This window comes from Kitasatospora sp. NPDC018058 (assembly GCF_044327205.1).
In the GTDB taxonomy this organism is placed as follows: Bacteria; Actinomycetota; Actinomycetes; order Streptomycetales; family Streptomycetaceae; genus Kitasatospora.
Window position 1 is genome coordinate 25,985 of the sequence record NZ_JBIRFA010000052.1, and the last position, 22,694, is coordinate 48,678.

Annotated in this window: 22 protein-coding genes and 1 pseudogene; 12 read left to right on the forward strand and 11 right to left on the reverse strand. The window is 74.4% G+C overall.

The genetic code is table 11. From position 1 onward, the window contains the following. Window positions 1-61 precede the first annotated feature (61 nt). From ACH4E7_RS39420 to ACH4E7_RS39430, 3 genes are all read left to right on the forward strand, one after another. Window positions 62-928 (forward strand): NUDIX hydrolase, encoded by an 867-nt coding sequence (locus ACH4E7_RS39420; RefSeq protein WP_396254023.1) that lies wholly within the window; start codon window positions 62-64, stop codon window positions 926-928. A gap of 109 nt (window positions 929-1,037) precedes the next feature. Then, on the forward strand, window positions 1,038-1,211 hold the full coding sequence (locus ACH4E7_RS39425; RefSeq protein WP_396254024.1) for a hypothetical protein: 174 nt from the start codon (window positions 1,038-1,040) through the stop codon (window positions 1,209-1,211). Next, complete coding sequence (locus ACH4E7_RS39430) at window positions 1,208-2,041, forward strand: MBL fold metallo-hydrolase (protein ID WP_396254025.1); 834 nt, start codon at window positions 1,208-1,210, stop codon at window positions 2,039-2,041. Before ACH4E7_RS39425 ends, ACH4E7_RS39430 begins: the two co-directional genes overlap by 4 nt. 57 nt (window positions 2,042-2,098) lie before the next feature. On the opposite strand, the gene ACH4E7_RS39435 is transcribed toward ACH4E7_RS39430, so the two are convergent. Next, window positions 2,099-2,773 (reverse strand): Crp/Fnr family transcriptional regulator, encoded by a 675-nt coding sequence (locus ACH4E7_RS39435; protein WP_030288117.1) that lies wholly within the window; start codon window positions 2,771-2,773, stop codon window positions 2,099-2,101. A 152-nt stretch (window positions 2,774-2,925) separates the two neighbouring features. Then, window positions 2,926-3,963, reverse strand: coding sequence for an ArsR/SmtB family transcription factor (locus ACH4E7_RS39440; RefSeq protein WP_396254026.1), 1,038 nt, complete (start codon window positions 3,961-3,963; stop codon window positions 2,926-2,928). Window positions 3,964-4,072: 109 nt separating this feature from the next. Between ACH4E7_RS39440 and ACH4E7_RS39445 the strand changes: the two genes are divergently transcribed. Then, window positions 4,073-4,909 (forward strand): isocitrate lyase/phosphoenolpyruvate mutase family protein, encoded by an 837-nt coding sequence (locus ACH4E7_RS39445; RefSeq protein WP_396254027.1) that lies wholly within the window; start codon window positions 4,073-4,075, stop codon window positions 4,907-4,909. 64 nt (window positions 4,910-4,973) lie between these two features. On the opposite strand, the gene ACH4E7_RS39450 is transcribed toward ACH4E7_RS39445, so the two are convergent. Further along, complete coding sequence (locus ACH4E7_RS39450; protein ID WP_396254028.1) at window positions 4,974-5,600, reverse strand: RraA family protein; 627 nt, start codon at window positions 5,598-5,600, stop codon at window positions 4,974-4,976. A 188-nt stretch (window positions 5,601-5,788) separates the two neighbouring features. After that, window positions 5,789-6,577, reverse strand: a complete 789-nt coding sequence (locus ACH4E7_RS39455) for an alpha/beta fold hydrolase (RefSeq protein WP_396254029.1) — start codon at window positions 6,575-6,577, stop codon at window positions 5,789-5,791. Between the two features lie 167 nt (window positions 6,578-6,744). Between ACH4E7_RS39455 and ACH4E7_RS39460 the strand changes: the two genes are divergently transcribed. The 3 genes from ACH4E7_RS39460 to ACH4E7_RS39470 are packed head-to-tail and all read left to right on the forward strand — an operon-like array spanning window position 6,745 to window position 10,090. Then, window positions 6,745-8,379, forward strand: a complete 1,635-nt coding sequence (locus tag ACH4E7_RS39460) for an FUSC family protein (RefSeq protein ID WP_396254030.1) — start codon at window positions 6,745-6,747, stop codon at window positions 8,377-8,379. A 41-nt stretch (window positions 8,380-8,420) separates the two neighbouring features. Next, window positions 8,421-8,921, forward strand: a complete 501-nt coding sequence (locus ACH4E7_RS39465; RefSeq protein WP_396254031.1) for a MarR family winged helix-turn-helix transcriptional regulator — start codon at window positions 8,421-8,423, stop codon at window positions 8,919-8,921. Further along, window positions 8,918-10,090: a sensor histidine kinase gene (locus tag ACH4E7_RS39470; RefSeq protein ID WP_396254032.1), complete on the forward strand. Its 1,173-nt coding sequence runs from the start codon at window positions 8,918-8,920 to the stop codon at window positions 10,088-10,090. The genes ACH4E7_RS39465 and ACH4E7_RS39470 overlap by 4 nt, the downstream gene beginning before the upstream one ends. A 30-nt stretch (window positions 10,091-10,120) precedes the next feature. Here the strand turns inward: ACH4E7_RS39470 and ACH4E7_RS39475 are convergent, their stop codons facing one another. Next, window positions 10,121-12,637 carry an FtsX-like permease family protein gene (locus ACH4E7_RS39475; RefSeq protein WP_396254033.1) on the reverse strand — a complete coding sequence of 839 codons (2,517 nt, stop codon included), beginning with the start codon at window positions 12,635-12,637 and terminating at the stop codon, window positions 10,121-10,123. A gap of 151 nt (window positions 12,638-12,788) precedes the next feature. Beyond that, window positions 12,789-13,403 carry a DNA-binding response regulator gene (locus ACH4E7_RS39480; RefSeq protein ID WP_396254034.1) on the reverse strand — a complete coding sequence of 205 codons (615 nt, stop codon included), beginning with the start codon at window positions 13,401-13,403 and terminating at the stop codon, window positions 12,789-12,791. Between the two features lie 111 nt (window positions 13,404-13,514). Between ACH4E7_RS39480 and nth the strand changes: the two genes are divergently transcribed. The 4 genes from nth (at window position 13,515) to ACH4E7_RS39500 (ending at window position 17,264) form a co-directional block, all read left to right on the forward strand. Continuing rightward, entirely contained in the window at window positions 13,515-14,453 is a 939-nt protein-coding gene (nth, locus tag ACH4E7_RS39485; RefSeq protein WP_396254035.1) for an endonuclease III, read from the forward strand. Next, entirely contained in the window at window positions 14,450-15,184 is a 735-nt protein-coding gene (locus tag ACH4E7_RS39490) for an NUDIX hydrolase (RefSeq protein ID WP_396254036.1), read from the forward strand. The genes nth and ACH4E7_RS39490 overlap by 4 nt, the downstream gene beginning before the upstream one ends. A gap of 46 nt (window positions 15,185-15,230) precedes the next feature. Beyond that, a complete protein-coding gene (locus tag ACH4E7_RS39495; RefSeq protein WP_396254037.1) occupies window positions 15,231-16,415 on the forward strand; it encodes a MarP family serine protease in 1,185 nt (394 codons plus the stop codon). Between the two features lie 150 nt (window positions 16,416-16,565). After that, window positions 16,566-17,264, forward strand: a complete 699-nt coding sequence (locus ACH4E7_RS39500; RefSeq protein WP_396254038.1) for a metal-dependent hydrolase — start codon at window positions 16,566-16,568, stop codon at window positions 17,262-17,264. A gap of 37 nt (window positions 17,265-17,301) precedes the next feature. Here ACH4E7_RS39500 and ACH4E7_RS39505 read toward each other — a convergent pair whose 3' ends face one another. From ACH4E7_RS39505 to nhaA, 4 genes are all read right to left on the reverse strand, one after another. Then, window positions 17,302-17,511, reverse strand: coding sequence for a hypothetical protein (locus ACH4E7_RS39505; protein WP_396254039.1), 210 nt, complete (start codon window positions 17,509-17,511; stop codon window positions 17,302-17,304). 140 nt (window positions 17,512-17,651) lie between these two features. Next, on the reverse strand, window positions 17,652-18,542 hold the full coding sequence (locus ACH4E7_RS39510; RefSeq protein ID WP_396254043.1) for an alpha/beta fold hydrolase: 891 nt from the start codon (window positions 18,540-18,542) through the stop codon (window positions 17,652-17,654). Window positions 18,543-18,937: 395 nt separating this feature from the next. Further along, window positions 18,938-19,414, reverse strand: coding sequence for a phage holin family protein (locus tag ACH4E7_RS39515; RefSeq protein WP_396254040.1), 477 nt, complete (start codon window positions 19,412-19,414; stop codon window positions 18,938-18,940). Window positions 19,415-19,669: 255 nt separating this feature from the next. Next, complete coding sequence (nhaA, locus tag ACH4E7_RS39520) at window positions 19,670-21,046, reverse strand: Na+/H+ antiporter NhaA (RefSeq protein ID WP_396254041.1); 1,377 nt, start codon at window positions 21,044-21,046, stop codon at window positions 19,670-19,672. A gap of 960 nt (window positions 21,047-22,006) precedes the next feature. Between nhaA and ACH4E7_RS39525 the strand changes: the two genes are divergently transcribed. Then, window positions 22,007-22,198: a hypothetical protein gene (locus ACH4E7_RS39525; RefSeq protein WP_396254042.1), complete on the forward strand. Its 192-nt coding sequence runs from the start codon at window positions 22,007-22,009 to the stop codon at window positions 22,196-22,198. A gap of 136 nt (window positions 22,199-22,334) precedes the next feature. On the opposite strand, the pseudogene ACH4E7_RS39530 reads toward ACH4E7_RS39525, so the two are convergent. After that, a pseudogene (locus ACH4E7_RS39530) lies at window positions 22,335-22,694 on the reverse strand (acetyl-coenzyme A synthetase); the annotation flags it as partial.

Sequence of the window (22,694 nt, forward strand, 5' to 3'; positions counted from 1 at the left end):
CTGATCGCGAAGGCGGGGTCGGGCCTGTCCAACCCCGCCTTCGTGCGCTTAGCATCCGGGCATGGACCATCGAGCAACGACGCTCCCGATGCCGCCCGGCTGGCCCGCCCGGATCCGGGCGTTCGGCTCCGGCGCGCTCACCCCGGCGGTGCCCCGGCCCGCCGCGACCGTCGTGCTGCTGCGCGACTCCGCCGCCGGGCCGGAGGCCTACCTGCTGCGCCGCCGCACCTCGATGCCCTTCGCGGCCGGGATGTACGCCTACCCGGGCGGCGGGGTGGACCCGCGGGACGCCGAGGTCGAGACGGGCTGGGCCGGTCCGACGCCCGAGGAGTGGGCGCACCGGCTCGGGGTGGACGTCCGGACGGCGCGGGCGGTGGTGTGCGCGGCCGTGCGCGAGACCTTCGAGGAGGCCGGCGTGCTGCTGGCCGGCCCGGACGCCGACAGCGTCGCCGAGCCGCGCGACTGGTCCGCTGAGCGGGCCGCGCTGGAGGCGCACGAGCTGTCCTTCGCCGAGTTCCTCCGCGACCACGGGCTGGTGCTGCGCAGCGACCTGCTGGCCGGCTGGGCCCGCTGGATCACCCCGGAGTTCGAGGAGCGGCGCTACGACACCTGGTTCTTCGTGGCGGCCCTGCCGGCCGGCCAGCGCGCGGCCCTGGAGGTCGGCGAGGCCGACCGGGTCGCCTGGCTGACGCCGGCCGAGGCGGTCAAGGGCTACCAGGAGGGCCGGTTCGGCATGCTGCCGCCGACCGTGACGGTGCTGCGCGAGCTGTCGCCGGTCCTCACCGCCGCCGAGGCGGTGGCCGCGGCCACCGACCGGGCGCTGGCGCCGGTGCTGGGCTGGGCCGAGGTCCGCGGTGACCGGATGACGGTCCGCTGGCCCGGGTATGACGAGCTGACCATCGACGGGGAGTTCCCGGAGGAGGCCTGACCTGAGGACCCCCGACCTGAGGACCCCGCCCCGAGGACTTCCTGACCTGAGGGTTTTCCCGACCGCACCAACGATCCGAAGATGCCGAATCAGAAAGGACCGACACCCGATGAACCACAACGACGTGGCTCGCCGGACGGCCCCGGAGCTGCCCGCCCGCCGACTGACCCCCCGTTCCACCGGCTGCGACAGCCAGGTCCCCTTCGTCCGGGTCGCCCAGCGCGCCCTCGTCCGGGCCCTGCCGCTGAGGGTCCTGCATCGCGACGGCGAGGGCGGCCGGTGAGCGGACTCCTGCCGGGTGACCCCGCCGCCGCGATCGGCGGCGAGGCCACCCCCCGGGCGCTGTGCGTGCTGGCGCCGAACCCGTCGCCGATGACGTTGGACGGCACCAACACCTGGCTGCTCTCCGAGCCCGGCTCGGACCTCGCGGTGGTGATTGACCCGGGCCCGCTGCACGAGGGCCACCTGCGCCGGGTGGTCGAGCTCGCCGAGGAGCGGGGCAAGCGGATCGCGCTCACCCTGCTCACCCACGGCCACGCCGACCACTCCGAGGGCGCGGCCCGCTTCGCCGAGCTGACCGGCACCGAGGTACGGGCCCTGGACCCGGCGCACCGGCTGGGCTCCGAGGGCCTGGTGGGCGGTCAGCGCCTGGACGTCGGCGGCCTCGACCTGCGGGTGGTCGCCACCCCCGGCCACACCTCGGACTCGCTGACCTTCCACCTGCCGGACGACGGCGCGATCCTCACCGGCGACACCGTGCTCGGCCGCGGCACCACGATGGTCGCCCACCCCGACGGCCGGCTCGGCGACTATCTGGACTCGCTGCGCCACCTGCACACGATGGCCTCCCACCACGGCGTACGGACCGTGCTGCCCGGCCACGGCCCGGTGCTCGCGGACGCGCTCGGGGCCGTCGACTACTACCTGGCCCACCGGGCCACCCGGCTCGCCCAGGTGGAGACCGCGGTCGAGACGGGCTGCCGGACGGCCGCCGACGTGGTCGCCCGGGTCTACGCCGACGTGGACCGGGCGCTCTGGCCGGCCGCCGAGCTCTCGGTGCGGGCCCAGCTGGAGTACCTGGAGGAGCACGGGCTCATCCCGGACCAGGGCTGATCCGCGAACGCCGAAGGGCCCGTCCGGCCGGACGGGCCCTTCGCGGTGCTCGGAGCGTCAGCGCGAGCGGCGCGACAGCCGCTCGACGTCCAGCAGGACCACCGCGCGCGCCTCCAGCTTCAGCCAGCCGCGGCCGGCGAAGTCGGCGAGCGCCTTGTTGACCGTCTCACGGGAGGCGCCCACCAGCTGGGCCAGCTCCTCCTGGGTGAGGTCGTGGGCGACGTGGATGCCCTCCTCGGACTGCACGCCGAAGCGGCGGGAGAGGTCCAGCAGGGCCTTGGCGACGCGGCCGGGCACGTCGGAGAAGACCAGGTCGGACATCACGTCGTTGGTCCGGCGCAGTCGGCGGGCGATGGCCCGCAGCAGCGCGATGGAGACCTCGGGGCGGGCGTGCAGCCAGGGCTGCAGGTCGCCGTGGCCGAGGCCGAGCAGCTTGACCTCGGTCAGCGCGCTGGCGGTGGCGGTGCGCGGGCCCGGGTCGAACAGCGACAGCTCGCCGATCATCTCGCTGGGGCCGAGCACGGCCAGCATGTTCTCGCGGCCGTCCGGCGAGGCGCGGTGCAGCTTGACCTTGCCCTCGGCGACGACGTACAGCCGGTCGCCCGGGTCGCCCTCGTGGAACAGCGACTCCCCACGGGCGAGGGTGACCTCCGTCATGGAAGCGCGCAGCTCGCCGGCCTGTTCGTCGTCGAGTGCCGCGAAGAGTGCGGCGCGCCGCAGAACGTCGTCCACGTGCTTCCTCCTTCTCGGCCGTCCGGCGGTTGGGCCGTCCGGCGCAAGTTCCGTTCAGTGTTCTGCATCACCAAGCATGGCGCATGTCGCTCCGATCATATGAGGAGGGGGTGTGTCCGGGGGTGCCGTGCGGGGCCATTCGTACCGGCGGGTCATCGGCCGGGGTGCCTGGCGGCCGTCGGCGTGTCGAACGTTTGGTCGTTCCGGTCGAACAGGGAGTCGCCCACCGCCGTACGGGCGGAGAGGACGGTGTGCCCGGCCCGGTGCGCGCTGGTCAGGCCGGCCGCGCGCAGGGCGGTGAGGTGTTGGGAGACGGCGGCCGCGGACAGTCCGGTGCGGCGGGCCAGCTCGGTGGTCGAGGCGGGGGAGTCCAGCTCGGCCAACAGCCGGGCGCGGGAGCGGCCGAGGACGGCGGCCAGCGCGTCGGTGCGCGCCGCGGTGCCCGGGCGGTCCTCCCACAGGGTGGCCGTGCCGCGCGCCGGGTAGATCAGCTGCGGCGGATCCGGTGGCAGCACCCGGGTGAGTACCCGGGGCCAGGCGAAGGCCGACGGCAGGAGCAGCAGCCCGGCGCCGGCGTTCAGCCGGGTGACGGCGCAGTGCCGGCGCTCCAGCCGCAGCGCGGTGCCGTCCCAGCGGACCGTCTCGTCCAGCTCGTCCAGCATCCGGGCGGTGCCGTGCTCGGCGGCCTGCCGGGAGCGGTGGAAGACGTCCGCCGCCAGCAGTGCGCGGATCCGGGCCCAGTACGGGGCGAGCGCCAGCTCCCAGTACGCCTCGATCTCGGCGGCCAGCCGGGGCAGCTGGGCCGCCGGGTCGCGGTGCAGCGATTCCAGGGCGGCCGGCAGTCGGCCGCCCGCCTCGGCGGCCAGGATGTCGAGGTCGGCCCGGACCTGTGCCGCGCCGGTCGCGGTGATCGCGGCCAGTTCCTCGGCGAGCGTGGGGGAGAAGACGGCCGGGGCGGGGTTGAGGAAGTCGGGCAGATGGCCGTCGGGCGGGACCATCGCGGCCAGCCGGCCCCGGTCCAGCCCGGCGTCGGCCAGCCGCTCGCGCACCTGCCCGGCCCAGCGGCGGTGCAGTGCGGGGGCGGGGGCGTGCGCGAGGGCGCGCAGACTGGTCACCACCTCCTGCATCGGGCTGACGGCGAACCGGGTCAGCGCCAAGTCCTGTGCGGAGAAGTGGAGTTCCGTCCGCATCTGCGGCCCCCTTCGGAAGATTCGGCCCCAGCTTAAACACTGGTGGCCCGCTCGGCCGGGGCGCAGGATGCCTCCGTCCCCACCGATCCGCATGAAAGCCGGTACACCCATGTCCGACACCGGGCGTCCGTCCCCCACCACCGAGGCCCGCGAGCGGGCGCTGCGACTGCGCGAGCTCCTCGCGGAGGGTGTGCTCGTCCTGCCCAACGCCTGGGACGCGGGCAGCGCCGCGGTGATCGCCTCGGCCGGCGCGCAGGCGATCGCCACCACCAGCGGCGGCGTCTCCTGGTCGCTCGGCCGCGGCGACGGCCAGCGGCTGGACCGGGCGGCGGCGGTCGAGGCGGCCCGCCGGGTCGTCGCGGCGGTGGACCTGCCGGTCACCGTCGACGCCGAGGGCGGGTACGGGCCGCTGCCCGCCGATGTGGCCGCGACCGTCGCCGAACTGGTGGGCGTGGGCGCGGTCGGGGTCAACCTGGAGGACTCGACGGCCGTCGGCGGACCGCTGTTCCCGGTGACCGGGCAGGCCGAACGGCTGCGCGCGGCCCGGACGGCGGCCGCCGCCGCCGGACTGCCCGAGCTGGTGGTCAACGCCCGCACCGACGTGTTCCTGTTCGGGCTGGGCGGGCTGGACGACGTGCTGGTCCGGGCCGAGGCCTACGCCGAGGCGGGCGCGGACGGCCTGTTCGTCCCCGGGCTGCTGGACCTCGACGCCCTCACCGAGCTGTGCAAGCGCTCGCCGCTGCCGGTGAACGCGATGGCCGTCGCGGGCGGGCCGACCGTCGCCGAGCTCGCCGCCACGGGGGTGCGGCGGATCAGCGTCGGTACCGGCCTCGCCCAGCTCGCGTACACCGCGGCCCGCCGCGCCGCCGTCGAACTGCTCGGCGCCGGAACGCTGACGGAGTTCGACGGGGCGCTCGGCTTCGGTGAGCTGAACGGGCTGTACTGACCCCGGGGGACGGGCCTCGGTGGCTGACCCCCCGGGGGCTGACCGCGGGAACCGGGCCTCGGGGTCAGCCGGTGAAGCCCAGCTCGGCGAGGCTGCGGTCGATCCGGGCGCGGTGGGCGGCCTCCCAGTCGTCCAGGGTCTCGGCGGCCTCCTTGGCCAGCTTCGCCCGGGCCGCCTCCAGGGCCTTCGACCGCTCGGCGGCGGGCACCACCACGACGCCCTCCTCGTCGGCCACCACGATGTCGCCGGGCGCCACCGGTACCCCGCCGCAACGCACCGGGGCGCCGTGGGTGCCCAGCTGCTTCTTCGAGCCGGGGATCGGGATGATGCCTCGGGCGATGACCGGGAAGCCCAGCTCCCGCACCTCGCCGAGGTCCCGGATCAGGCCGTCGGCCACGAAGGCGGCGACGCCCCGGCGCTGCGCCACGGCGCAGACGTTGCCGCCGGCCAGCGCGTAGTCCAGGTCGCCGGACTCCACCACGATCACCGAGCCGGGCTCGGCCCGGTAGATCGCCGCGTGCAGCATCAGGTTGTCGCCGGGCGGGCACTGCACCGTGAAGGCCGGTCCGGCCACCCGGGGCATGCCCGCCCAGAGCGGGCGCAGGCCGGTGTCCATGACCTGGGCGCGGCCCAGGACGTCGGCCAGGGTGGTGGTGGGGATGTCCCGGAAGTCCGTGAAGTCCTGGTCCATGCTTTCTCGTTGCTCCCTCGTTCGTTCTCTGATGATCAGATTGCGAGCAGACTAGGACGCGGATGTGAACGCGGGTTCACGCACTCCCCGGCCGCGGGTTCCCGGCGGCAAGGCTCCCGGACTCCAAGGGCTCCCCGACTCCAAGGGCTCCCCGGTGCCAAGGCGCCAGGGCTCCCCGGCTCCCGGCCTCAGGCGTAGAACTTCACCAGCTCGGGCACCAGCGCCTCGGCCGCCACCTCGTGGGTCTGGTCGGCCAGCGTTCGGTACTCGGCGCCCGGCACGGCCTCCGCCACCGCGCGGGAGGGTGCCCGCAGCAGCTCCGGGCTGGCGCCGCCGTCCAGCACCAGGGTCGGCACGGTGATCCCGGCCAGCAGGTCGACCGGGACGGTCGCGCCGGTCCGCGCACCGAGCGCCGCCGCGTCGTACGCCAGGGTCGGCGCGACCGCCTCGAACACCGGCCACACCGGGGTGGAGCGCATCTCGTCCACCATCTCCCCGGGCATCCCGGCGAAGGTCATGAAGATCGCGACGGCGTCCCCACGACGGTCCTCGGCGAGTGCCGCCTCCAGCTCGGTGACGTACCCGACGGAGCGCTCGCTCCGTCCCTCCTCGGTGCTGAACGGCGGCTCGTAGACGGCGAGTCGGGTCATGCCGACGCCCGCGGCGGCGGCCCGCAGCGCCAGCGCGGCGCCCGAGGAGATGCCGAAGACGCAGGCCGAGCCGCCCGCGGCCGCGATGACGGCGGCCAGGTCCTCGATCTCGCGCTCCACGGCGAAGGGCGCGGTGTCCCCACTGCCGCCGCGGCCGCGCCGGTCGTAGGCCCACACGGTGTGGTGGGCCGAGAGCTGCTCGGCGACCGCGACGCCCGGGTCGAAGCCGCGGTGGCCGATCGCCCCGTCCACCAGGACGACGGCCGGGCCGGAGCCGGTGACGGTGCAGGCGAGGGTGGTGCCGTCGGTGGAGACCACGGTGCTCATGGGGTGTTCCTTCTGTCGTTCGAGTCGGTCATGGGGGTAGACCGGGACTCGTCGCAGAACTCATCGCTCCTGGCGGGAAATTCTTCGACCAGTTGTGAACCGGGGAGCGCGCGCCGTCTCGGACGCGCATATGTTTCACGGGTAAATTACCTGCTAATCTTTTTTCCATGGCCACAACCGCCCAGTTCCGGCAGGCGCTCCGGGTCGGACCGCCCGGCGACATCTGGCACAAGCCCGCGCTCAGCGCCGTGGTGACCCTCGGCGCCCTCAACCTCACCCTGCTCGCCCTCGGCCGACTGGACCTCGCGCTCTACACCTCGGCCGGCGGCCTCGGCGCGCTGTACGGGCACGGTCTGCCCTACCGCGCCCGGGCCCGGACGCTGGCCGGCGTGCTGCTCGGTACGGTCCTCAGCACCGGTGCCGCCCTCACCGTCGCCGCGCTGACCCGTGACGCCGTGCTGCTGGTCGCGGTGGCGGCCGCGCTCGCCGCGCTGCACAAGCTGTTCTGTGATGCCGCCCGGATCGGCCCGCCCGGCAGTCTGATCATCACCTTCACCACCGCCAGCTGCGCCTTCGTCCCCCAGCGGCTCCCCGACCTCGCGCCTCACCTGGCACTCACCGTGCTCGGCGCCGCCCTGGCCTGGCTGGTGTGCATGGCCCCGGCGCTGCCACGCCCGTACGGCCCGGAACGGATCGCCACCGCCCGCGCGCTGGAGGCCGCCGCCCGACTGCTGCGCACCGCGCCGGGCGCGCCGGATGACGCCTCCCGGACCGCCCTGGTCGGCGCGGTCGACGCGGCCCGGCACAGCCTCGCCCTCTCCTCCCCGGCGCGGCGGCGCGCCCTCGGCGACGCGCCCGAGCGGCTGCTCGTCCACGCCGAGGCGGCCCTCGCCGGGCCCGCCGACCCGGCGGCCGCCGAACGGTACGCCGCCTGGGCCCGCGACCTGCGGCGGGGCCGCCCGCTGCCGCTGCTCGACCTCACCGACGCGGAGGCCGCCGAACTGCGCGCCCACCGGCCCGACCCCCGGCCCCCGCTGCGCGCCGCACTGCGGCCCGGCTCGGCGCTGCTGCCGATCGGCCTGCGGGTCGCGGTCGGCTGCGCCGCCGCCGGCTGGCTCTCGCTGGCGCTCGGCGTCGGCCGCCCGTACTGGGCGGTGGTCACCGCGGCCTCGGTGTTCCAGGCGAACAGCACGCTCTCCTGGCAGCGCGCGCTGCAGCGGGTGCTGGGCAATCTGCTCGGCCTGACGCTGTTCACCGCCGCGCTGCCCCTCGCCCACTCCGGCCCGGTGGCGCTGATCGGGCTCGGGCTGCTCTGCCAGTTCGGCGCGGAGGCCGCCATCGCCCGCAGCTACTGGCTGGCCACCGTCTTCGTCACCCCGATGGCACTGCTGATGACCGAGTTCGCGGGCCTGCAACCCGCCCGGACCCTGGTCGCCGACCGCTGGCTGGACACCTGCGTCGGCGCGCTCACCGGCCTCGCCGCGTGCCTGCTGGTCACCAACCGCCGGACCGCCGCCCGGCTGTCCCGCGCCCTGGCCGGGGCCGAGACCGCCACCCATGAGGCCCGGGCGGCCGTCGCGTCCGCCGGCGCCGAGGCCGCGGCCGTCCGGACCCGGCTGGCCGCCGCCCTGCTGGAACTGCGCGAGGCCGCCGACACCGCGACCGGCGAGTGGCGCCGCCCGGCCCTCCCGCACCAGCGCGCCGCCGACACCGAACGGCACGCCCACCACCTGCTGACGGCCCTGCTGGAGCGCCGGGGCGCCGGGATGCGCGCCGTCCGGGGCTCGGCAGACAGGCCCTAGGATCGAACGAACGGGTCGGTCGCGGAACGGGAGCAGCGCACGTGGAGGACGTCGTCGCAGGTGTGCTGCGCCAGTGGGAGCGTGCGTACCCCGGCCTGGACACCGGCCCGATCGCCGTCCTCGGCCGGATCAACCGCTGCGCCGCGCTGCTCCAGCAGACCCCCGACCCGCTCACCCGGGCCGGCCTCACCCGCGCCGAGTTCGACATCCTCGGAGCCCTGCGCCGGGTCGACCGCGAGCTGACCCCCACCCAGCTGGCCCGCGAGAGCTTCGCCTCCGGCGCCGCCGTGACCAAGCGCCTGCGGCTGCTGGAGGAACGCGGCCTGGTCAGTCGCCGCACCGACGAGCGCGACCGCCGGGTCGCCCACCTCTCCCTCACCGACGCCGGACGGGAGTCGGTCGACGGCCTGATCCAGGAACTCGTCGCGTACGACCGCGCGTTGCTCTCCGGCCTCACCCCCGACGAGCAGGAGCGCCTCGCCGAGGCACTGGCCGGGCTGCTCAACACCCTTGAGGGCACCATCGGCCGCACCCTCCGGTGAACACCCGCGGGAGCGTCGAGCCGGGCCGGGCCCGTGGGGCCCGCGGCGAGGGCCCGGCCGACCCGATGGCCCGACTCGCCCGGGGGATCGTCCTGCTGGTGGCCGTCGGCTTCTTCACCGCCTCGGTGGTGGCCACCGTCCGCAACCGGGACGGCCTGCCCTACCAACTGGCCGCCGTGGCCCTGCTGTCGGTCCTGCTCGGCTTCCAGATCCTGCACGCCGGCCCCTGGCGCGCCCCGCGCCGCTGGTGGCCGTGGAGCCTGCCCGCCCACGGGGTGCTCACGTACCTGCCCTTCCCGGTCTTCGACGGATCGTGGGTGGGCATCCCCGGCTCGTTCGCCGCCTCGGTGCTGCTGACGGTCGGATCGTCGCGCCGCTGGCTGCTGTTCGGCGCGCTGGTGGCCGGGCAGTACCCGCTCTGCGCGGCCCTCGGCGGCAAGCCCGGCCAGTGCGTCAACGCGAGCGTCTCCACCGCCGTGGGCGGCATCGTGGTGTACGGCGTGGCCCGACTCGCCGAGCTGACCGCCGAGTTGCGGGCGGCGCGGACGGAACTGGCGGAACTCGCGGTGGACCGGGAGCGGCTGCGCTTCGCCCGGGACGTGCACGACCTGCTCGGCTACAGCCTGTCGGTGGCGGCGCTGAAGTGCCAACTCGCCGAGCGGCTGGCCCTGGAGGACCCGAAGGCCGCGCGCGCGGAGATGGCCGAGGCGCTGGTGATGGTGCGGCAGGCGATGTCCGACAGCCGACGCCTGTCGAGCGGCGACGTGCGGATGTCGCTGGCCCGTGAGTGCCGCTCGGCCGCCTCGGTGCTGCGGGCGGCCGGGATCGGCGTCGAGGTCGCCCTGGACTGCGGCGCCCTGCGGCCGGAACCCGACGCGGCGCTGGCGACCGTGGTGCGGGAGGCGGTCACCAACCTGCTGCGGCACAGCATGCCCCGGCACTGCGAGATCCGGGCGGGCCGGGACGACGACGGCACCGTGCGCCTGGTGGTCGCCAACGACGGCGCCCCGGCCGAGGCCGCGTCGAGGGGGCCGGAGGGCGGCCGCGGAGTCCCCAACCTGACCGGGCGAATACGTGCGCTGGGCGGGGAGTTGACGGTCGAGCGGGACGGATCCGGCTGGTTCCGCCTCACCGCCGTCGTCCCCGGTCAGTCCCGTGAAGTCCCGTGAAGTCCCGTGCAGTCCTGCCTCAGTCCCGCCTCAGTCCCGCAGGCCGATCGCCTCGACCGGCCTGCGCCGCAGCGCCAGCCGGGCGGTCAGCAGCACCGTTCCCACCCCCAGCAGCGCCGCCCCGCCCAGCACCGCGCCCACCCAGGAAACCGGCAGGGACGGCCAGGCCGTACCGGTGAGCGCCAGGTTGACCGGCACCAGGACGGCGGCCGTGACCGAGGCCCCGAGCAGCAGCCCCACCCCGACCGTGATCCCGCCCTCCCAGGCCGTCATCCGCAGCACCTGGCCGCGCGTGGTGCCCACCAGCCGCAGCAGGGCGAACTCCCGCAGTCGTTCGCCGGTGGCCATCACCAGGGTGTTCACCACGGCGACGGCGGTGAACAGGCTGATCATGCCGAGCAGCAGCCGCCCGACCGCGGTGGCCGACTGCTGCCGGAGCCGGCGCGCCTCGTCGTAGTCCGCCCGGTCGCTCACCCGGGCCATCGGATAGGTCGCGGCCAGGTCCCGCAACTCCCGGCCGACCAGGCGGGGATCGGCGCCGGGGGCGGAACGGACCAACACCGTCGGCGCCAGCCGGTCCGGTGTGTGGCCGGCGGCGAACTCGGCGGGCAGCAGCGCGTCGGCGAACCGCGCGTCCCGCTCGTACACGGCGACCACCGTGGCGGTGCCGGTGCTGCCGTCCGTCCAGCCGATCCGCACCGTTCCCCCGACCCGGGTGCCGAGCGCGGCGGCCGCCCGCTGCCCCAACGCGATGCCCGTCCCGCGCAGTTCGGACAGCGAGCCGCTGGTCACCCCCGGGTCGACCAGCTCCGTCAGCCCCTGTGGATCGACGATCCCGGCCTCGCCCGTGTACGAGGAGGTCCCGGCGGAGAACGCGGTCGTGGCCGGCACCACCGCGCCCGCCGCCCCGACCCCCGGCAACCGTCGTACGGCCGCCGGGAATTGCGGCGGCAGGCCGATGCCGCCGGCCTCGATCACCTGGTCCGCCAGCAGCCGCCGCCCGTCCTCGGCCACGGCGGCCCGGGCCTTGACCACCGGGACGAACAGCGCCGTCCCGGCGAAGGCCACCGCCAGCACCAGCGGGGTGACGGCGGCCGCGAAGCGGCGCGGCTGGGCGCGTAGTTCGGCGACGGCCAGGTGCCCGGCCACCGGGGAGAGCCGCCGTACCGGCCAGCCGACCAGCAACCCCGTCACCCGGCCGATCAGCGGCCCGAGCAGCGCCACCGCCAGCAGCAGCACCAGCACCATGCTCTCCGCCGTCCCGGCCCCGCGGCGGCTGCCCGTGGACCCGGCCAGCACCGCGCCGCACACCGCGAGCGTCGCCACCCCGAGCAGCGTCCGGACCCGGCCGACCCCCGGCGGCGGCGCCGCGGACTCGCGCAGCGCCCGGGTCGGCTCCACCCGGGAGGCCCGGCGCGCCGCGGCCCACACTGCCAGCTGCGCGGTGACCGCCGTCCCGGCGAGGACGATCAGGGGAGCGGTCGGCCCGACGTACAGCCGTACGTCCGGGCCGACCACCCCGCGGTCGACCAGCTCGCCCCGCAGCAAGGCGGCGAGGCCGACCCCCACCGGCCCCCCGACCGCCGCCGCCGCGGCGGTCAGGACCAGCGTCTCCAGTGCGATCATCCGCCGCACCTGCCCCGACGTGGCGCCCACCGCCCGCAGCAGCGCCATCTCCCGCAGCCGCTGCCGGACGTTCAGCGCGAGGGCCCCGGCCACCACGGACGCGGCGACGAACAACGACAGCACCCCGACCGTCCCGGCGAGCGAGGACAGGCCGTCCCCGGGCCCGGGCGCGCCCGCGAACTCCTGCTCGCCGCGCCGTTCGCCGGTGCTCACCCGGGGTCGGGACCAGGGCGCGGATCCGTCCGTCGGGAAGGCCTCGGCGACGGCCTGCCCGGCCAGCGCGGCCAACGTCCGCGGGTCGGCCCCGTCGCTCGCGGTGAGGCCGATCGCGTCCGCGCCGGTACGTGTGCCCGCGAGCCGGGCGGCCTGCTCGGGGCCGAAGAACAGCACCGACTGCCGAGCCGGGGCCGCCACCAGCCCGGTCACCGTGTACGGACGCGGGGCCTCGACGGTCGCCAGCCGTACGGTCGCGCCGACCGCGACCCCGGCGCGGGCGGCGGTCGCGTCGTCCAGCACCACCTCGTCCGGCCCGGCCGGGGCCCGACCGGCGATCAGCCGGAACGGGGCGAGCACCGCGCTGGACCAGGAGTGCCCGAGCGAGGGGCCGCCCTGCGGCCCGGTGAGGACCTGCCCGGAGGCGGTGACCACGGCGGCCGGGAAGGACAGCTCCGGGACGACGGCCGCAGCGCCGGGCAGTCGGGAGAGCCCGTCGACCAGCGGTCCGGCGTCGGGGATCCGGGTCCAGCCGCCGATCACCACCGGGGCGGCGGCGTAGCGCTCGGTCGGTGTGCCGGCGCGCAGCGCGGACTCCAGCAGCACGCCGCAGGCGACGGTCAGGACCAGGGACAGGCAGAGTGCGACGAAGCCCCCGGCGAAGCCCGCCTTCCGCCCGCGCACCGTCTTCCAGGCCAGCTTCAACACGCTGCTCAGCCCCCCGGTGAGTCGCCCTCGATGTCATCGCGAGCCTAGCCGCGGGATCGGCGGCCGGGATTCCGTGCGTAGGCGAAGAAAGGCCTGGTCGAGCCTTTCCATGGGCCGTCCATGGTCGAATCCATGCGAAACGCACGGGCGGCTACGGCAGGGGGAGCCAGCCCATCTCCCCGGCGATCCGGATGGCGTCCACCCGGCTGCGCCCACCGGTCTTGGCCACCGCGGCCGCCAGGTGGTTGCGGGCGGTGCCGGTCGAGATGAACAGTCGGGCGGCGATCTCCGTGACGGTCGCGCCCTCCGCCGCCAGCCGCAGGATGTCCAGCTCCCGGGGCGTCAACGGGTTCTCCCGCACCTCCAGCGCGGCGACGGCGAGTTCCGGGTCGACGACGCGCTCCCCGGCCGCCACCCTCCGGATCGCCGCCGCCAGCACCTCGGCCGGGGCGTCCTTCCCGAGGAAGCCGAGCGCCCCGGCGGCCAGCGCCCGGCGCAGGTCGGCGGGCCGTACCAATCCGGTGAGGATCAGCGTGCGGCATTCCGGGAGCCGCCCGCGCAGCTCGGCCGCCGCGCGCAACCCGTCCAGGCCCGGCAGGTCGATGTCGATCACCGCGACGTCCGGCCGGACCCGCAGCGCGGTCGGCACCACTTCGTCCCCGCGCTCGACGTCGGCGACGACCGCCAGGTCCCCCTCGTACGAGAGGAGGGCGATCAGCCCCTGCCGCACGATGGTCATGTCCTCCGCCAGCAGGACCCTGATCATTCGTTCTCCCTCCGGTCGAACCGTTCTCCTTGCACAACGGCGGTCCCGGCAGGGCCGTTTCCGTCGCTTGATCGGCCCCAAGGGGTGCGTCGCTCGGCGTAGCCTTCGTGCATGGCAGAGAGCAAGGCCCGGAAGACCGCGACCAAGGCCTCGAGCAAGGCGGCGGATCAGAAGCCGACCGCGAAGAGGGCAGCCGTGAAGCCGGGCGTGAAGCCGGCCGTGAAGCCGGCCGTGAGGCCGAGGAAACCGGAGTCGCACCTGGCGATGGTGCGGCGGGCCCGGCGGATCAACCGTGAGCTGGCGGAGCTGTACCCGTACGCGCATCCGGAGCTGGACTTCGAGAACCCGTTCCAACTGCTGGTGGCCACCGTGCTGTCCGCGCAGACCACCGACCTCCGGGTGAACCAGACCACCCCGGCGCTGTTCGCCGCGTACCCGACGCCCGAGGACATGGCGGCGGCGAACCCGGAGGAGCTGGAGGAGATCATCCGCCCGACCGGCTTCTTCCGGAACAAGGCGAAGTCGCTGATCGGCCTCTCGATCGCGCTGCGCGACGAGTTCGGCGGCGAGGTCCCGGGCCGGCTGGCCGACCTGGTGACCCTGCCCGGTGTCGGCCGCAAGACCGCCAATGTGGTCCTCGGCAACGCCTTCGGGGTCCCCGGCATCACCGTGGACACCCACTTCGGGCGGCTGGCCCGGCGGTTCGGCTGGACCACCGAGGAGGACCCGGTGAAGGTCGAGCTGGCCGTCGCCGAGATCTTCCCGAAGTCGGAGTGGACGATGCTCTCGCACCGGGTGGTCTTCCACGGCCGCCGGATCTGTCACTCCCAGAAGCCCGCCTGCGGGGCTTGCCCGATCGCGCCGCTCTGCCCCGCGTACGGGGAGGGCGAGACCGACCCGGAGAAGGCCCGCAAGCTGCTCAAGTACGAGATGGGCGGCCAGCCCGGCCAACGCCTGAAGCCGCCGTCGGACTTCCCCGGCGAGGCCGCCGCCCGGGCCGACGCCGCCGCCCACCAGGGGCAGGTCGCGGACCTGGCGGTGGGCGCATGATCAAGGGAGTCATCGAAAGGAACGGCCTGCCGGGCTGGCTGGAGCCGGTCCGGGACGCGGCCGAGCGGGTGCTGCCGGAGCAGCTGAGCCGCTTCCTGCCGCCGCGCGAGGGCGGTCGGGCGGCGGCGGTGCTGATGCTGTTCGGCGAGGGGCCGGACGGTCCGGACCTGCTGCTGATCGAGCGGGCCCGTTCGCTGCGCTCGCACGCCGGCCAGCCGTCCTTCCCGGGCGGCGCGCTGGACCCGGAGGACGGCGACCCGGACGGTCCCGGCCCGATCGCGGCGGCGCTGCGCGAGGCCTGGGAGGAGACCGGCCTGGACCCGGCCGGGGTGCAGGTCTTCGCGGAGCTGCCCCGGCTGTACATCCCGGTGAGCAGCTTCGTGGTGACCCCGGTGCTGGGCTGGTGGCGCGAGGAGTCGCCGGTGCGCCCGGTGGACCAGGGCGAGACCGGCGCGGTGTTCCGGGTGACGATCGCCGACCTGGCCGACCCGGCGAACCGGGTCCGGCTGCGGCACCCGTCCGGGCACATCGCGCCGGCCTTCGCGGTCGCCGGGCGGTTGGTCTGGGGGTTCACGGCCGGGGTGATCGACCGGGTGCTGCACCACAGCGGCCTGGAACTGCCCTGGGACCCGTCCCGGGTCGTCGACCTCTCGGACGAGGCACTCGCGCTGGTCCAGGGTGACCTCGAACACTCCCGCGCCCTGCCGGGCGGCGCCGCCGGAACCTCGTGACGGGCCGTCGGCGCGGCCGGTCCGCGAAGCGTGGGAGGGTGTCAGGGTGAACGTCCTGGATGTGCTGCTGATCCTCGCCGCCGTCGGATTCGCCATTTCGGGCTACCGGCAGGGCTTCGTGGTGGGCGTCCTGTCGCTCGTCGGCTTCCTCGGCGGCGGTCTGCTGGCCGTCCAGCTGCTGCCGTTGCTGCTCGACCACCTCAGCCCCGGCACCACGGCCTCGGTGGTGGCCGTCGTGGTGGTGATCACCCTCGCCGCGATCGGCCAGGCGATCACCGCGCACTTCGGCTGGAAGCTGCGCGGACACATCGACCGCCGCCCGGCCCGGGTGCTGGACGCCTCCGGCGGCGCGGTGGTCAACGTGATCTCCATGCTGCTGGTGGCCTGGCTGATCGGTTCCGCGCTGGCCGGCACGTCCCTGCCCACGGTCTCCAAGCAGGTCCGCTCCTCGGCGATCCTCGGCGGCGTCCAGAACGCGCTGCCCGGCGACGCGCCGAACTGGTTCTCCGACTTCTCCAAGGTGCTCGCCCGCAACGGCTTCCCGCAGGTCTTCAACCCCTTCGAGCACGAGCCGATCACCCAGGTCGACACCCCCGATCCGGCGCTGGCCGGCAGCGCGGCGGTGGCCAAGGCCCGGCAGAGCCTGGTCAAGGTGGTCGGCACCGCGACCTCCTGCGGAAAGACCTTGGAAGGCAGCGGCTTCGTCTTCGCCCCGCACCGGGTGATGACCAACGCCCACGTGGTCGGCGGCGTCGACGAGCCGACCGTGCAGATCGGCGGTGTCGGCCAGCTGTACGACGCGACGGTGGTCCGCTACGACTGGCAGCGCGACATCGCCGTCCTGGACGTGCCCAAGCTGAACGCGACCCCGCTGACCTTCGCCGGCGAGGCCAAGACCAACGACAGCGCGATCGTCGCAGGCTTCCCGGAGAACGGCGCCTTCAACGTCCAGCCGGCCCGCATCCGTGGCCGCATCCAGGCCAACGGCCCGGACATCTACCACCGAGGCCAGGTGGTGCGCGACGTCTACTCGGTGCGCTCGCTGGTCCGCCAGGGCAACAGCGGCGGCCCGCTGCTCACCCCGGACGGCCAGGTGTTCGGCGTGGTGTTCGCCAAGTCCCTGGACAGCGCCGACACCGGGTACGTGCTGACCGCGGCCGAGGTGCGCGAGGACGCGCAGGCGGGCAGCGCCGCGAACACCCGGGTGGACACCCAGGGCTGCGCGCTCTGACACCGGTCGTTTCGTTCTGACGCTGATCTTTTCGTCGGCGCGGGATCCGTCGCACCGTCAGTCCGCTCTGGTAGTTTCGGCCGCGCTCACCCGTTCGGCTCAACCGGGCGCCGTCCCGGAGTGAGCTCAACGGGAGGTCGTGGCAGTCCGATGATGGGTCATTCGCACGCGGTGAGCGGGGCGATGCTGTACGCGGCGTCCGCTCCGTTCCTGCCCCCGCTGCTGCTGCACACCAAGCTGGAGCCCGCGGACATACTGATGGGCACGGTGCTGTGCGCTGGGGCGGCCCTGCTGCCGGACCTCGACCACCACGACGGCTCGATCGCCAACTTCCTCGGCCCGGTCTCCAAGGCGCTCTGCCGCTTCGTCGCCTGGGCCTCCGGCGGTCACCGGCACGCCACCCACTCGCTGCTGTTCGTCGCGCTGATGGGCGGCGGCACCTGGGCCGGCGTCACGTTCCTGGGCCGCTACTTCACCCTCGGGCTGACGTTCTTCCTGCTGGCGCTCGCGATCCGGGCCCTGCGGCTCTGCCCGCCGAGCAACGGCCCGGAGGCGTGGATCACCGTCATCGGCCTGTCCGCGCTCGGCACCTTCGGGATGAACGCCTGGATGCCCAATTCGCCCGGCTGGCTGCCGTACGCGGTCGGGCTGGGCACGCTGGCGCACCTGCTGGGCGACTGCCTGACCAAGAAGGGCGCACCGCTGCTGTGGCCGCACAAGGAGCGCTACGAGATCGTGCTGATCAAGCGCAGCGGCAACAACGTCGAGACCAAGGTGCTGGTGCCGATCATGTCGGTGGCGACCTTCGTCCTGCTCTGGTTCACCGCGCTGTCGCCGATCACCAATTGACCGGCTGTTGATCGACTGCGTTGAGCGGCGCGAGGCCTCAGGTCTCGCGCCGCAGTCGTGCGCCCACCCACCGGGCGCGCCGGCCGAGGATGCGCGGGATGCCGAGCTGCCGCTGCGCACCCCGCTGGCGGCCGTCGAGGCCGTCGAAGCCGAGGTCCTCCGCCCAGTCCGGGCGGTGCGCGGAGCGCTGGGGGCTGTTGTGGCGTCGGCCGCGCGGGGCGCCGCCGCGATCGGGCATCCAGGTCATACCGGAATGGATGCCCCTGGGCCGGTGGGGGTAACCGTGCCGGGTCCGTCGAAATTGGCCTATGCGCTTGTCATATGAGCGTCATGGCGGAGGAGTTGGTGCCAACGGCCCTCCCGCGAGCCCGACCGACCCTTGCCCGGTCACTCCTTGTGGCGGCCCACCCAGTCGAGCAGCTCGGCGGTGAACTCCTCCGGCGCCTCCTCGTGCGGGAAGTGCCCGACCCCCGGCAGCAGCCGCCAGCGGTACGGCGCAGCCACGTACTCGCCGCCGCCGAGCGCGGTGTGCGACAGCAGCACCGGGTCCGCCGCGCCCTGGACGTGCAGGGTGGGTGCGGTGATCGGCTTCTTCATCCGCCGGGCGAACTGGATGCCGTCCGGCCGGGCCATCGAGCGCAGCAGCCAGCGGTACGGCTCGATCGAGCAGTGCGCGGTGCTGGGGATCTGGATCGCCTGCCGGTACGCGTGCACGGCCGCCTCGTCCAGCTTGGTCGGCCCGGTCCACTCGTCCAGGTAACGCCCGACCAGCGCGGCGTCATCGGCCACCAGACGGCGTTCCGGTATCCACGGCCGCTGGAAGCCCAGCACGTGGTCGAAGGCGGCCATCTGCTTGCGGTCGGTCAGCAGCGCCCGGCGCAGGTCCCTGGGGTGCGCGGCGGAGACCACGGTGAGGCTCTGGATCACCGACGGGCGCATCACCGCCGCCACCCAGGCCAGGGTCCCGCCGGAGGCGTGCCCGACCAGGTGCGCCCGGCGCTCGCCGAGCGAGCGGATCACACCGGTGATGTCCAGGGCGAGGTTGCCCGGGTCGTAGCCGCGCGGGGTGCGGTCGCTGCCGCCGATGCCGCGCAGGTCGAGCGCCACCGCGCGGTAGCCGGCCGCGGCGAGCGCGGTCAGCTGGTGGCGCCAGGCCCACCAGTACTCGGGCCAGCCGTGCACCAGCAGCACCAGCGGGCCGGAGCCCAGCTCGGCGATGTGGAAGCGGGCGCCGTTGGCCGCGAGGTCGCGGTGCGTCCACGGACCGGACTGCCGGATGCCCCGGGCCTCCGCAGCGGCCCCGCCGCCGTGCCGGCCGCCGCCCGGGGCGTCATCGGCGGACCCCTGGCCGGGTTGCTGTCCGACGGTCTCCGGTCCAGCGGTCTCCGGCCCGGCAACCTCCGGCCCGGCAACCTCCGGCCCGGCAACCTCCGGCCCGGCAACCTCCGGTCCGGGCTCCTGCCCCGGGGCCAGCTCGGAGTCGGGGCCGGAGCCGGAGTCGGGGCCGGAGTCGGCGGACGGCTGCGCGGGCACGGGCTTCTGGTCAAGCGGCATACCGAGAGCGTGTCACATCCGCGCACCGGACACGTGCCCGGCACTCGCTGTCGGTGGGCCCGAGTACGTGCCCTGCGGGGTCCTGCGGGGTCCCGCAGGGTCCTGCGGATCAGGGGCCGTTACGGGATGCGGCCCAGGCCCCGGTCGATCTCCTCCTGGGTGGCCGGGCGCGGCCGGACGTTCTTCAGCACCTCGGCGGTCTTCTGGACGCCCTCGATGGTGCGCTCCGGCTTCTGCATCTTCTTGAAGATGCGCACGGCCACGAACGCGACCAGCGCGGCGATGAGCACGTGGAAGAGGGCCGAGAGGGCGAACGCCCCGCCCAGCGGCACGCCCAGCCAGTGGATGAAGTAGGCGAGCGCGATGCTCGCCATCGGAATGGCGGCCAGGCCGATCACCCCGGCGACGGCGAAGAAGATGCTGCCGGTGGCGCCGCGCTTGACGTCCGCTTTGATCTCGGCCTTGGCGAGCGCGATCTCGTCGTGGACGAGCGAGGTGAGGTCGGCGGTGGCCGCCGCGAACAGCTGCCCCACCGAACGCTCGCCCTCGTAGGGCGCCCGGCCGTTGCTGGACGGGTCTGCGGCTCCTGCGGGCATCAGCGGTTCTCCTCTGCGGCTGCTGCGGCGTGACGCCGTCGCGGGTGCGGTTCCGGTGCCGGTGGGGGTTCCGGAGGCGTCAGTGGGTTGTCGACAGCTCAGAATCATGCCCCTACCGGTCAGTCGGACACCACTCCGGGGCCCGCCGGGAGGACGTGTCCCAGTTGCGGAGAGCGTCCGGAGCCCCTTGGGGCGGCCTTCGGGAGGGCTTCCGGGGGCGGCCTTCGAGACGGTCCGGGGAGGCCCCCGAGGGGCTCAGCGGCCCGGTTCGGGGCGCTCGTCGGGCAGGTCCTCGGCGGGCTCGGAGGCCCGCGCCCGCCAGGCCGGGTCGTCCTCCTGGTAGATGTCCGGGATGCCGTCGCCGTCCGTGTCCCGGCCTTCCTCCTCGCACAGCGCGCGGTAGTGCCGGTTGCGCAGCTTGAGCAGCACGGTGGCGACCAGCGCGCAGAGCAGCGAGCCGACCAGGACGGCGGTCTTGGAGCGGTCGGTCAGCGTCGGGTTGTCCCGGAAGGCCAGTTCGCCGATCAGCAGGGAGACGGTGAAGCCGATGCCGGCGAGCACCGAAACGGCGAACAGGTCGGCCCACTTGAGCTGCGGGTTCAGCTCGGCCCGGGTGAACCGGGCGGCCAACCGGGTGCCGCCGAATATGCCCACCGTCTTGCCGACCAGCAGGCCGATCACGATGCCGAGCGGGGTGGCCTGGGTGAACACCTCGCGCAGCGTCGGGCCCGAGATCGTCACCCCGGCCGAGAACAGCGCGAACAGCGGGACGGCCAGCCCGGCGGAGATCGGGCGGACCAGGTGCTCGATGTGCTCGCCGGGGGAGTGCTCCTCGTCGCCCTCCCGGTGGCAGCGCAGCATCAGGCCCATCGCGACGCCCGCCACCGTGGCGTGGATGCCGCTCTCGTGCATCAGCGCCCAGACCACCACGGCCAGCGGTACGAACAGGTACCAGCCCTTCACCCCGCGCCGGTGCAGGAACCAGAACAGCACCAGGCCTGCGAAGGCCAGGCCGAGCGCCCAGAACTTGATGCCGGAGCTGTAGAAGATCGCGATGATCAGGATCGCGATCAGGTCGTCGACCACCGCCAGGGTGAGCAGGAACGCGCGCAGCGCCGACGGCAGGTGACTGCCGACCACGGCCAGCACACCGAGTGCGAAGGCGATGTCGGTGGCGGTCGGGATGGCCCAGCCGCCGGGGTGGCCGCCGCTGCCGGAGTTGACCAGGACGAACAGGATCGCGGGCAGCGCGACGCCGCAGACGGCGGCGATCACCGGCAGCAGCGCGGCACTCGGGGTGCGCAGCTCGCCCGCGACGAACTCGCGCTTGAGCTCGATGCCGGCCACGAAGAAGAAGATCGTCAGCAGGCCGTCCTTGGCCCAGTTGGCCAGGGTGAGGTCGAGGTGGAGCGGGGTGGACGGTCCGATGGTGTAGCCGAGCACGCTCTCGTACGAGTGCGGCCAGACGTTGGCCCAGATCAGCGCGACCCCGGTGGCGGCCAGCAGCAGCATGCCGCCGACCGTCTCGGTGCGCAGGGCGTCGGTGATGAAGGTGCGCTCGGGCAGTGACAGCCGGCCGAGAAGCTGCCGGCGGCGGGTCGTCGGCTTGTGGGCGGGCGGCTGGTCGGTCACGCGGGACCTCCTGAGGGGCTGGGAGCGGCAACGGTTGCACGGGTGGTGCAGTTGCCGACCAGACTTCCCGGCGCGCCCTGTGACGCCCGGATTCCTACTCAAGGATCTTGATGCGTCCTTAACAGTCTAGCGGGGCGTTCAGATGGCTTCCGGATCGTCCTATCCAAGGACTTAAGCCCTGCGGGTCGGTTCTGCACTCCTGAGGAGCAGCGGCCCGGTACCCGAACGGCCTCAGCCGCGTGCAGTCGGGTGAGCGCCTCCGTATCGCCGGTCGCGGGGGCCGCCCGGTTCCGGGACGGCGCGACTCCCCCGTCTTCTTGCCGGAGGCATGAGCATGCCCGGTCGCGGCATCACCGTGCCCGAAGCGCCGCTCTTACCTGGTGATCTCGTTCTCGGCCATCCCGGTCTCGGCCATCCCGTTCCCGGTGATCCCGACCGTGGTGATCCCGACCCTGGTGATCCGGTTCCGGGCGATCCCGTTTCGGTGATCGCATCTTGGGTGATCGCGTCTTGGTGTGCTCGCCGGGCCGGACGGCTTGTTCGGCGAGCCCGTTCGCGACGCGCTCGCCGATTCTGACGGCCCGGTGGTCCCGGTCGGGAGAATGCCGCCAGGTACCGGCGCGGCCGCCGGGCGCCGTCCCTCCGGCCGCCTGCCCTGCCGGGCGCGGCCGCGCTGCGCTCGACCGCCGACGACATGTTCCGCTACCCGCACGCGCACCTGTAGCGGGACACCGTTCAGCCGTTCAGCCGTTCAGCCGTTCAGCCGTCCCGCTGCCCGAGCGGGCCGACGCGGCGGCGCTACGGACGGCGCTCGGCGAGATCCGCCGGCCCAGGGTCGGGCGGCGCCGGGGCGGGGCCACCCGGATCTGCCTGGGGTGGAACCAGTGGCTGCCGACCGACGGGGAAGGCGGCGATGGGGCCGGCGGGGAGGTCGGTGGGGAGGTCGGAGCTTCCGCGGGGTTGGTGTTCCATACCGGGGCGACTCGGGGATTCGCCGCCTTCGTCGGGTTCAGCCCGCGGGCCGAGGTGGGGCTGGCGGTGCTGGCCGGGGCCCGGGCGACGCGCGGCCCGGGCTTCGTCCGCAGCGCGCACGGGACGCTGCGCACCTCGGTCGTCCGGCGCGAGGCCGCGATCGCCGCCGCGAGGCCCTGATCGCCCGTCGGGGGCGTGACGACAGGGCCCCGGGCGGTGGTGTCCGCCCGGGGCCCCGGTCACTGCGTCAGCGTGTTCAGCCGTCGCTCAGCGCGTGCACATGTTGCTCAGTGCGTGCAGCCGTTGCTCAACGTGTTCAGCCGTTGCTGCCGGAGGGCGGGAGCTGGGCCTGGATCTGGCTCATCACGGTGCTGTCGGCGAGGGTGGTGGTGTCACCGACCTCGCGGCCCTCGGCGATGTCGCGCAGCAGGCGGCGCATGATCTTGCCGGAGCGGGTCTTCGGTAGCTCGCCGACGACCTTGATCTGCTTCGGCTTGGCGATCGGGCCGAGCGTGCGGCCGACGTGCGCGCGCAGCTCCTCGACCAGCTCCGGGGTCTCGGTGACGCCGCCGCGCAGGATCACGAAGGCGACGATGGCCTGGCCGGTGGTGGCGTCGGTGGCGCCGACGACCGCGGCCTCGGCGACGGCCGGGTGCCCGACCAGGGCCGACTCGAC

Excerpts from the sequence above, each read along its gene's own strand:
- ACH4E7_RS39420 (WP_396254023.1), top strand. The coding sequence starts at position 62 with ATGGACCATCGAGCAACGACGCTCCCGATGCCGCCCGGCTGGCCCGCC.
- ACH4E7_RS39425 (WP_396254024.1), top strand. The coding sequence starts at position 1,038 with ATGAACCACAACGACGTGGCTCGCCGGACGGCCCCGGAGCTGCCCGCC.
- ACH4E7_RS39440 (WP_396254026.1), bottom strand. The coding sequence starts at position 3,963 with ATGCGGACGGAACTCCACTTCTCCGCACAGGACTTGGCGCTGACCCGG.
- ACH4E7_RS39445 (WP_396254027.1), top strand. The coding sequence starts at position 4,073 with ATGTCCGACACCGGGCGTCCGTCCCCCACCACCGAGGCCCGCGAGCGG.
- ACH4E7_RS39450 (WP_396254028.1), bottom strand. The coding sequence starts at position 5,600 with ATGGACCAGGACTTCACGGACTTCCGGGACATCCCCACCACCACCCTG.
- ACH4E7_RS39455 (WP_396254029.1), bottom strand. The coding sequence starts at position 6,577 with ATGAGCACCGTGGTCTCCACCGACGGCACCACCCTCGCCTGCACCGTC.
- ACH4E7_RS39460 (WP_396254030.1), top strand. The coding sequence starts at position 6,745 with ATGGCCACAACCGCCCAGTTCCGGCAGGCGCTCCGGGTCGGACCGCCC.
- ACH4E7_RS39480 (WP_396254034.1), bottom strand. The coding sequence starts at position 13,403 with ATGATCAGGGTCCTGCTGGCGGAGGACATGACCATCGTGCGGCAGGGG.
- nth (WP_396254035.1), top strand. The coding sequence starts at position 13,515 with ATGGCAGAGAGCAAGGCCCGGAAGACCGCGACCAAGGCCTCGAGCAAG.
- ACH4E7_RS39490 (WP_396254036.1), top strand. The coding sequence starts at position 14,450 with ATGATCAAGGGAGTCATCGAAAGGAACGGCCTGCCGGGCTGGCTGGAG.
- ACH4E7_RS39500 (WP_396254038.1), top strand. The coding sequence starts at position 16,566 with ATGATGGGTCATTCGCACGCGGTGAGCGGGGCGATGCTGTACGCGGCG.
- ACH4E7_RS39505 (WP_396254039.1), bottom strand. The coding sequence starts at position 17,511 with ATGACCTGGATGCCCGATCGCGGCGGCGCCCCGCGCGGCCGACGCCAC.
- ACH4E7_RS39515 (WP_396254040.1), bottom strand. The coding sequence starts at position 19,414 with ATGCCCGCAGGAGCCGCAGACCCGTCCAGCAACGGCCGGGCGCCCTAC.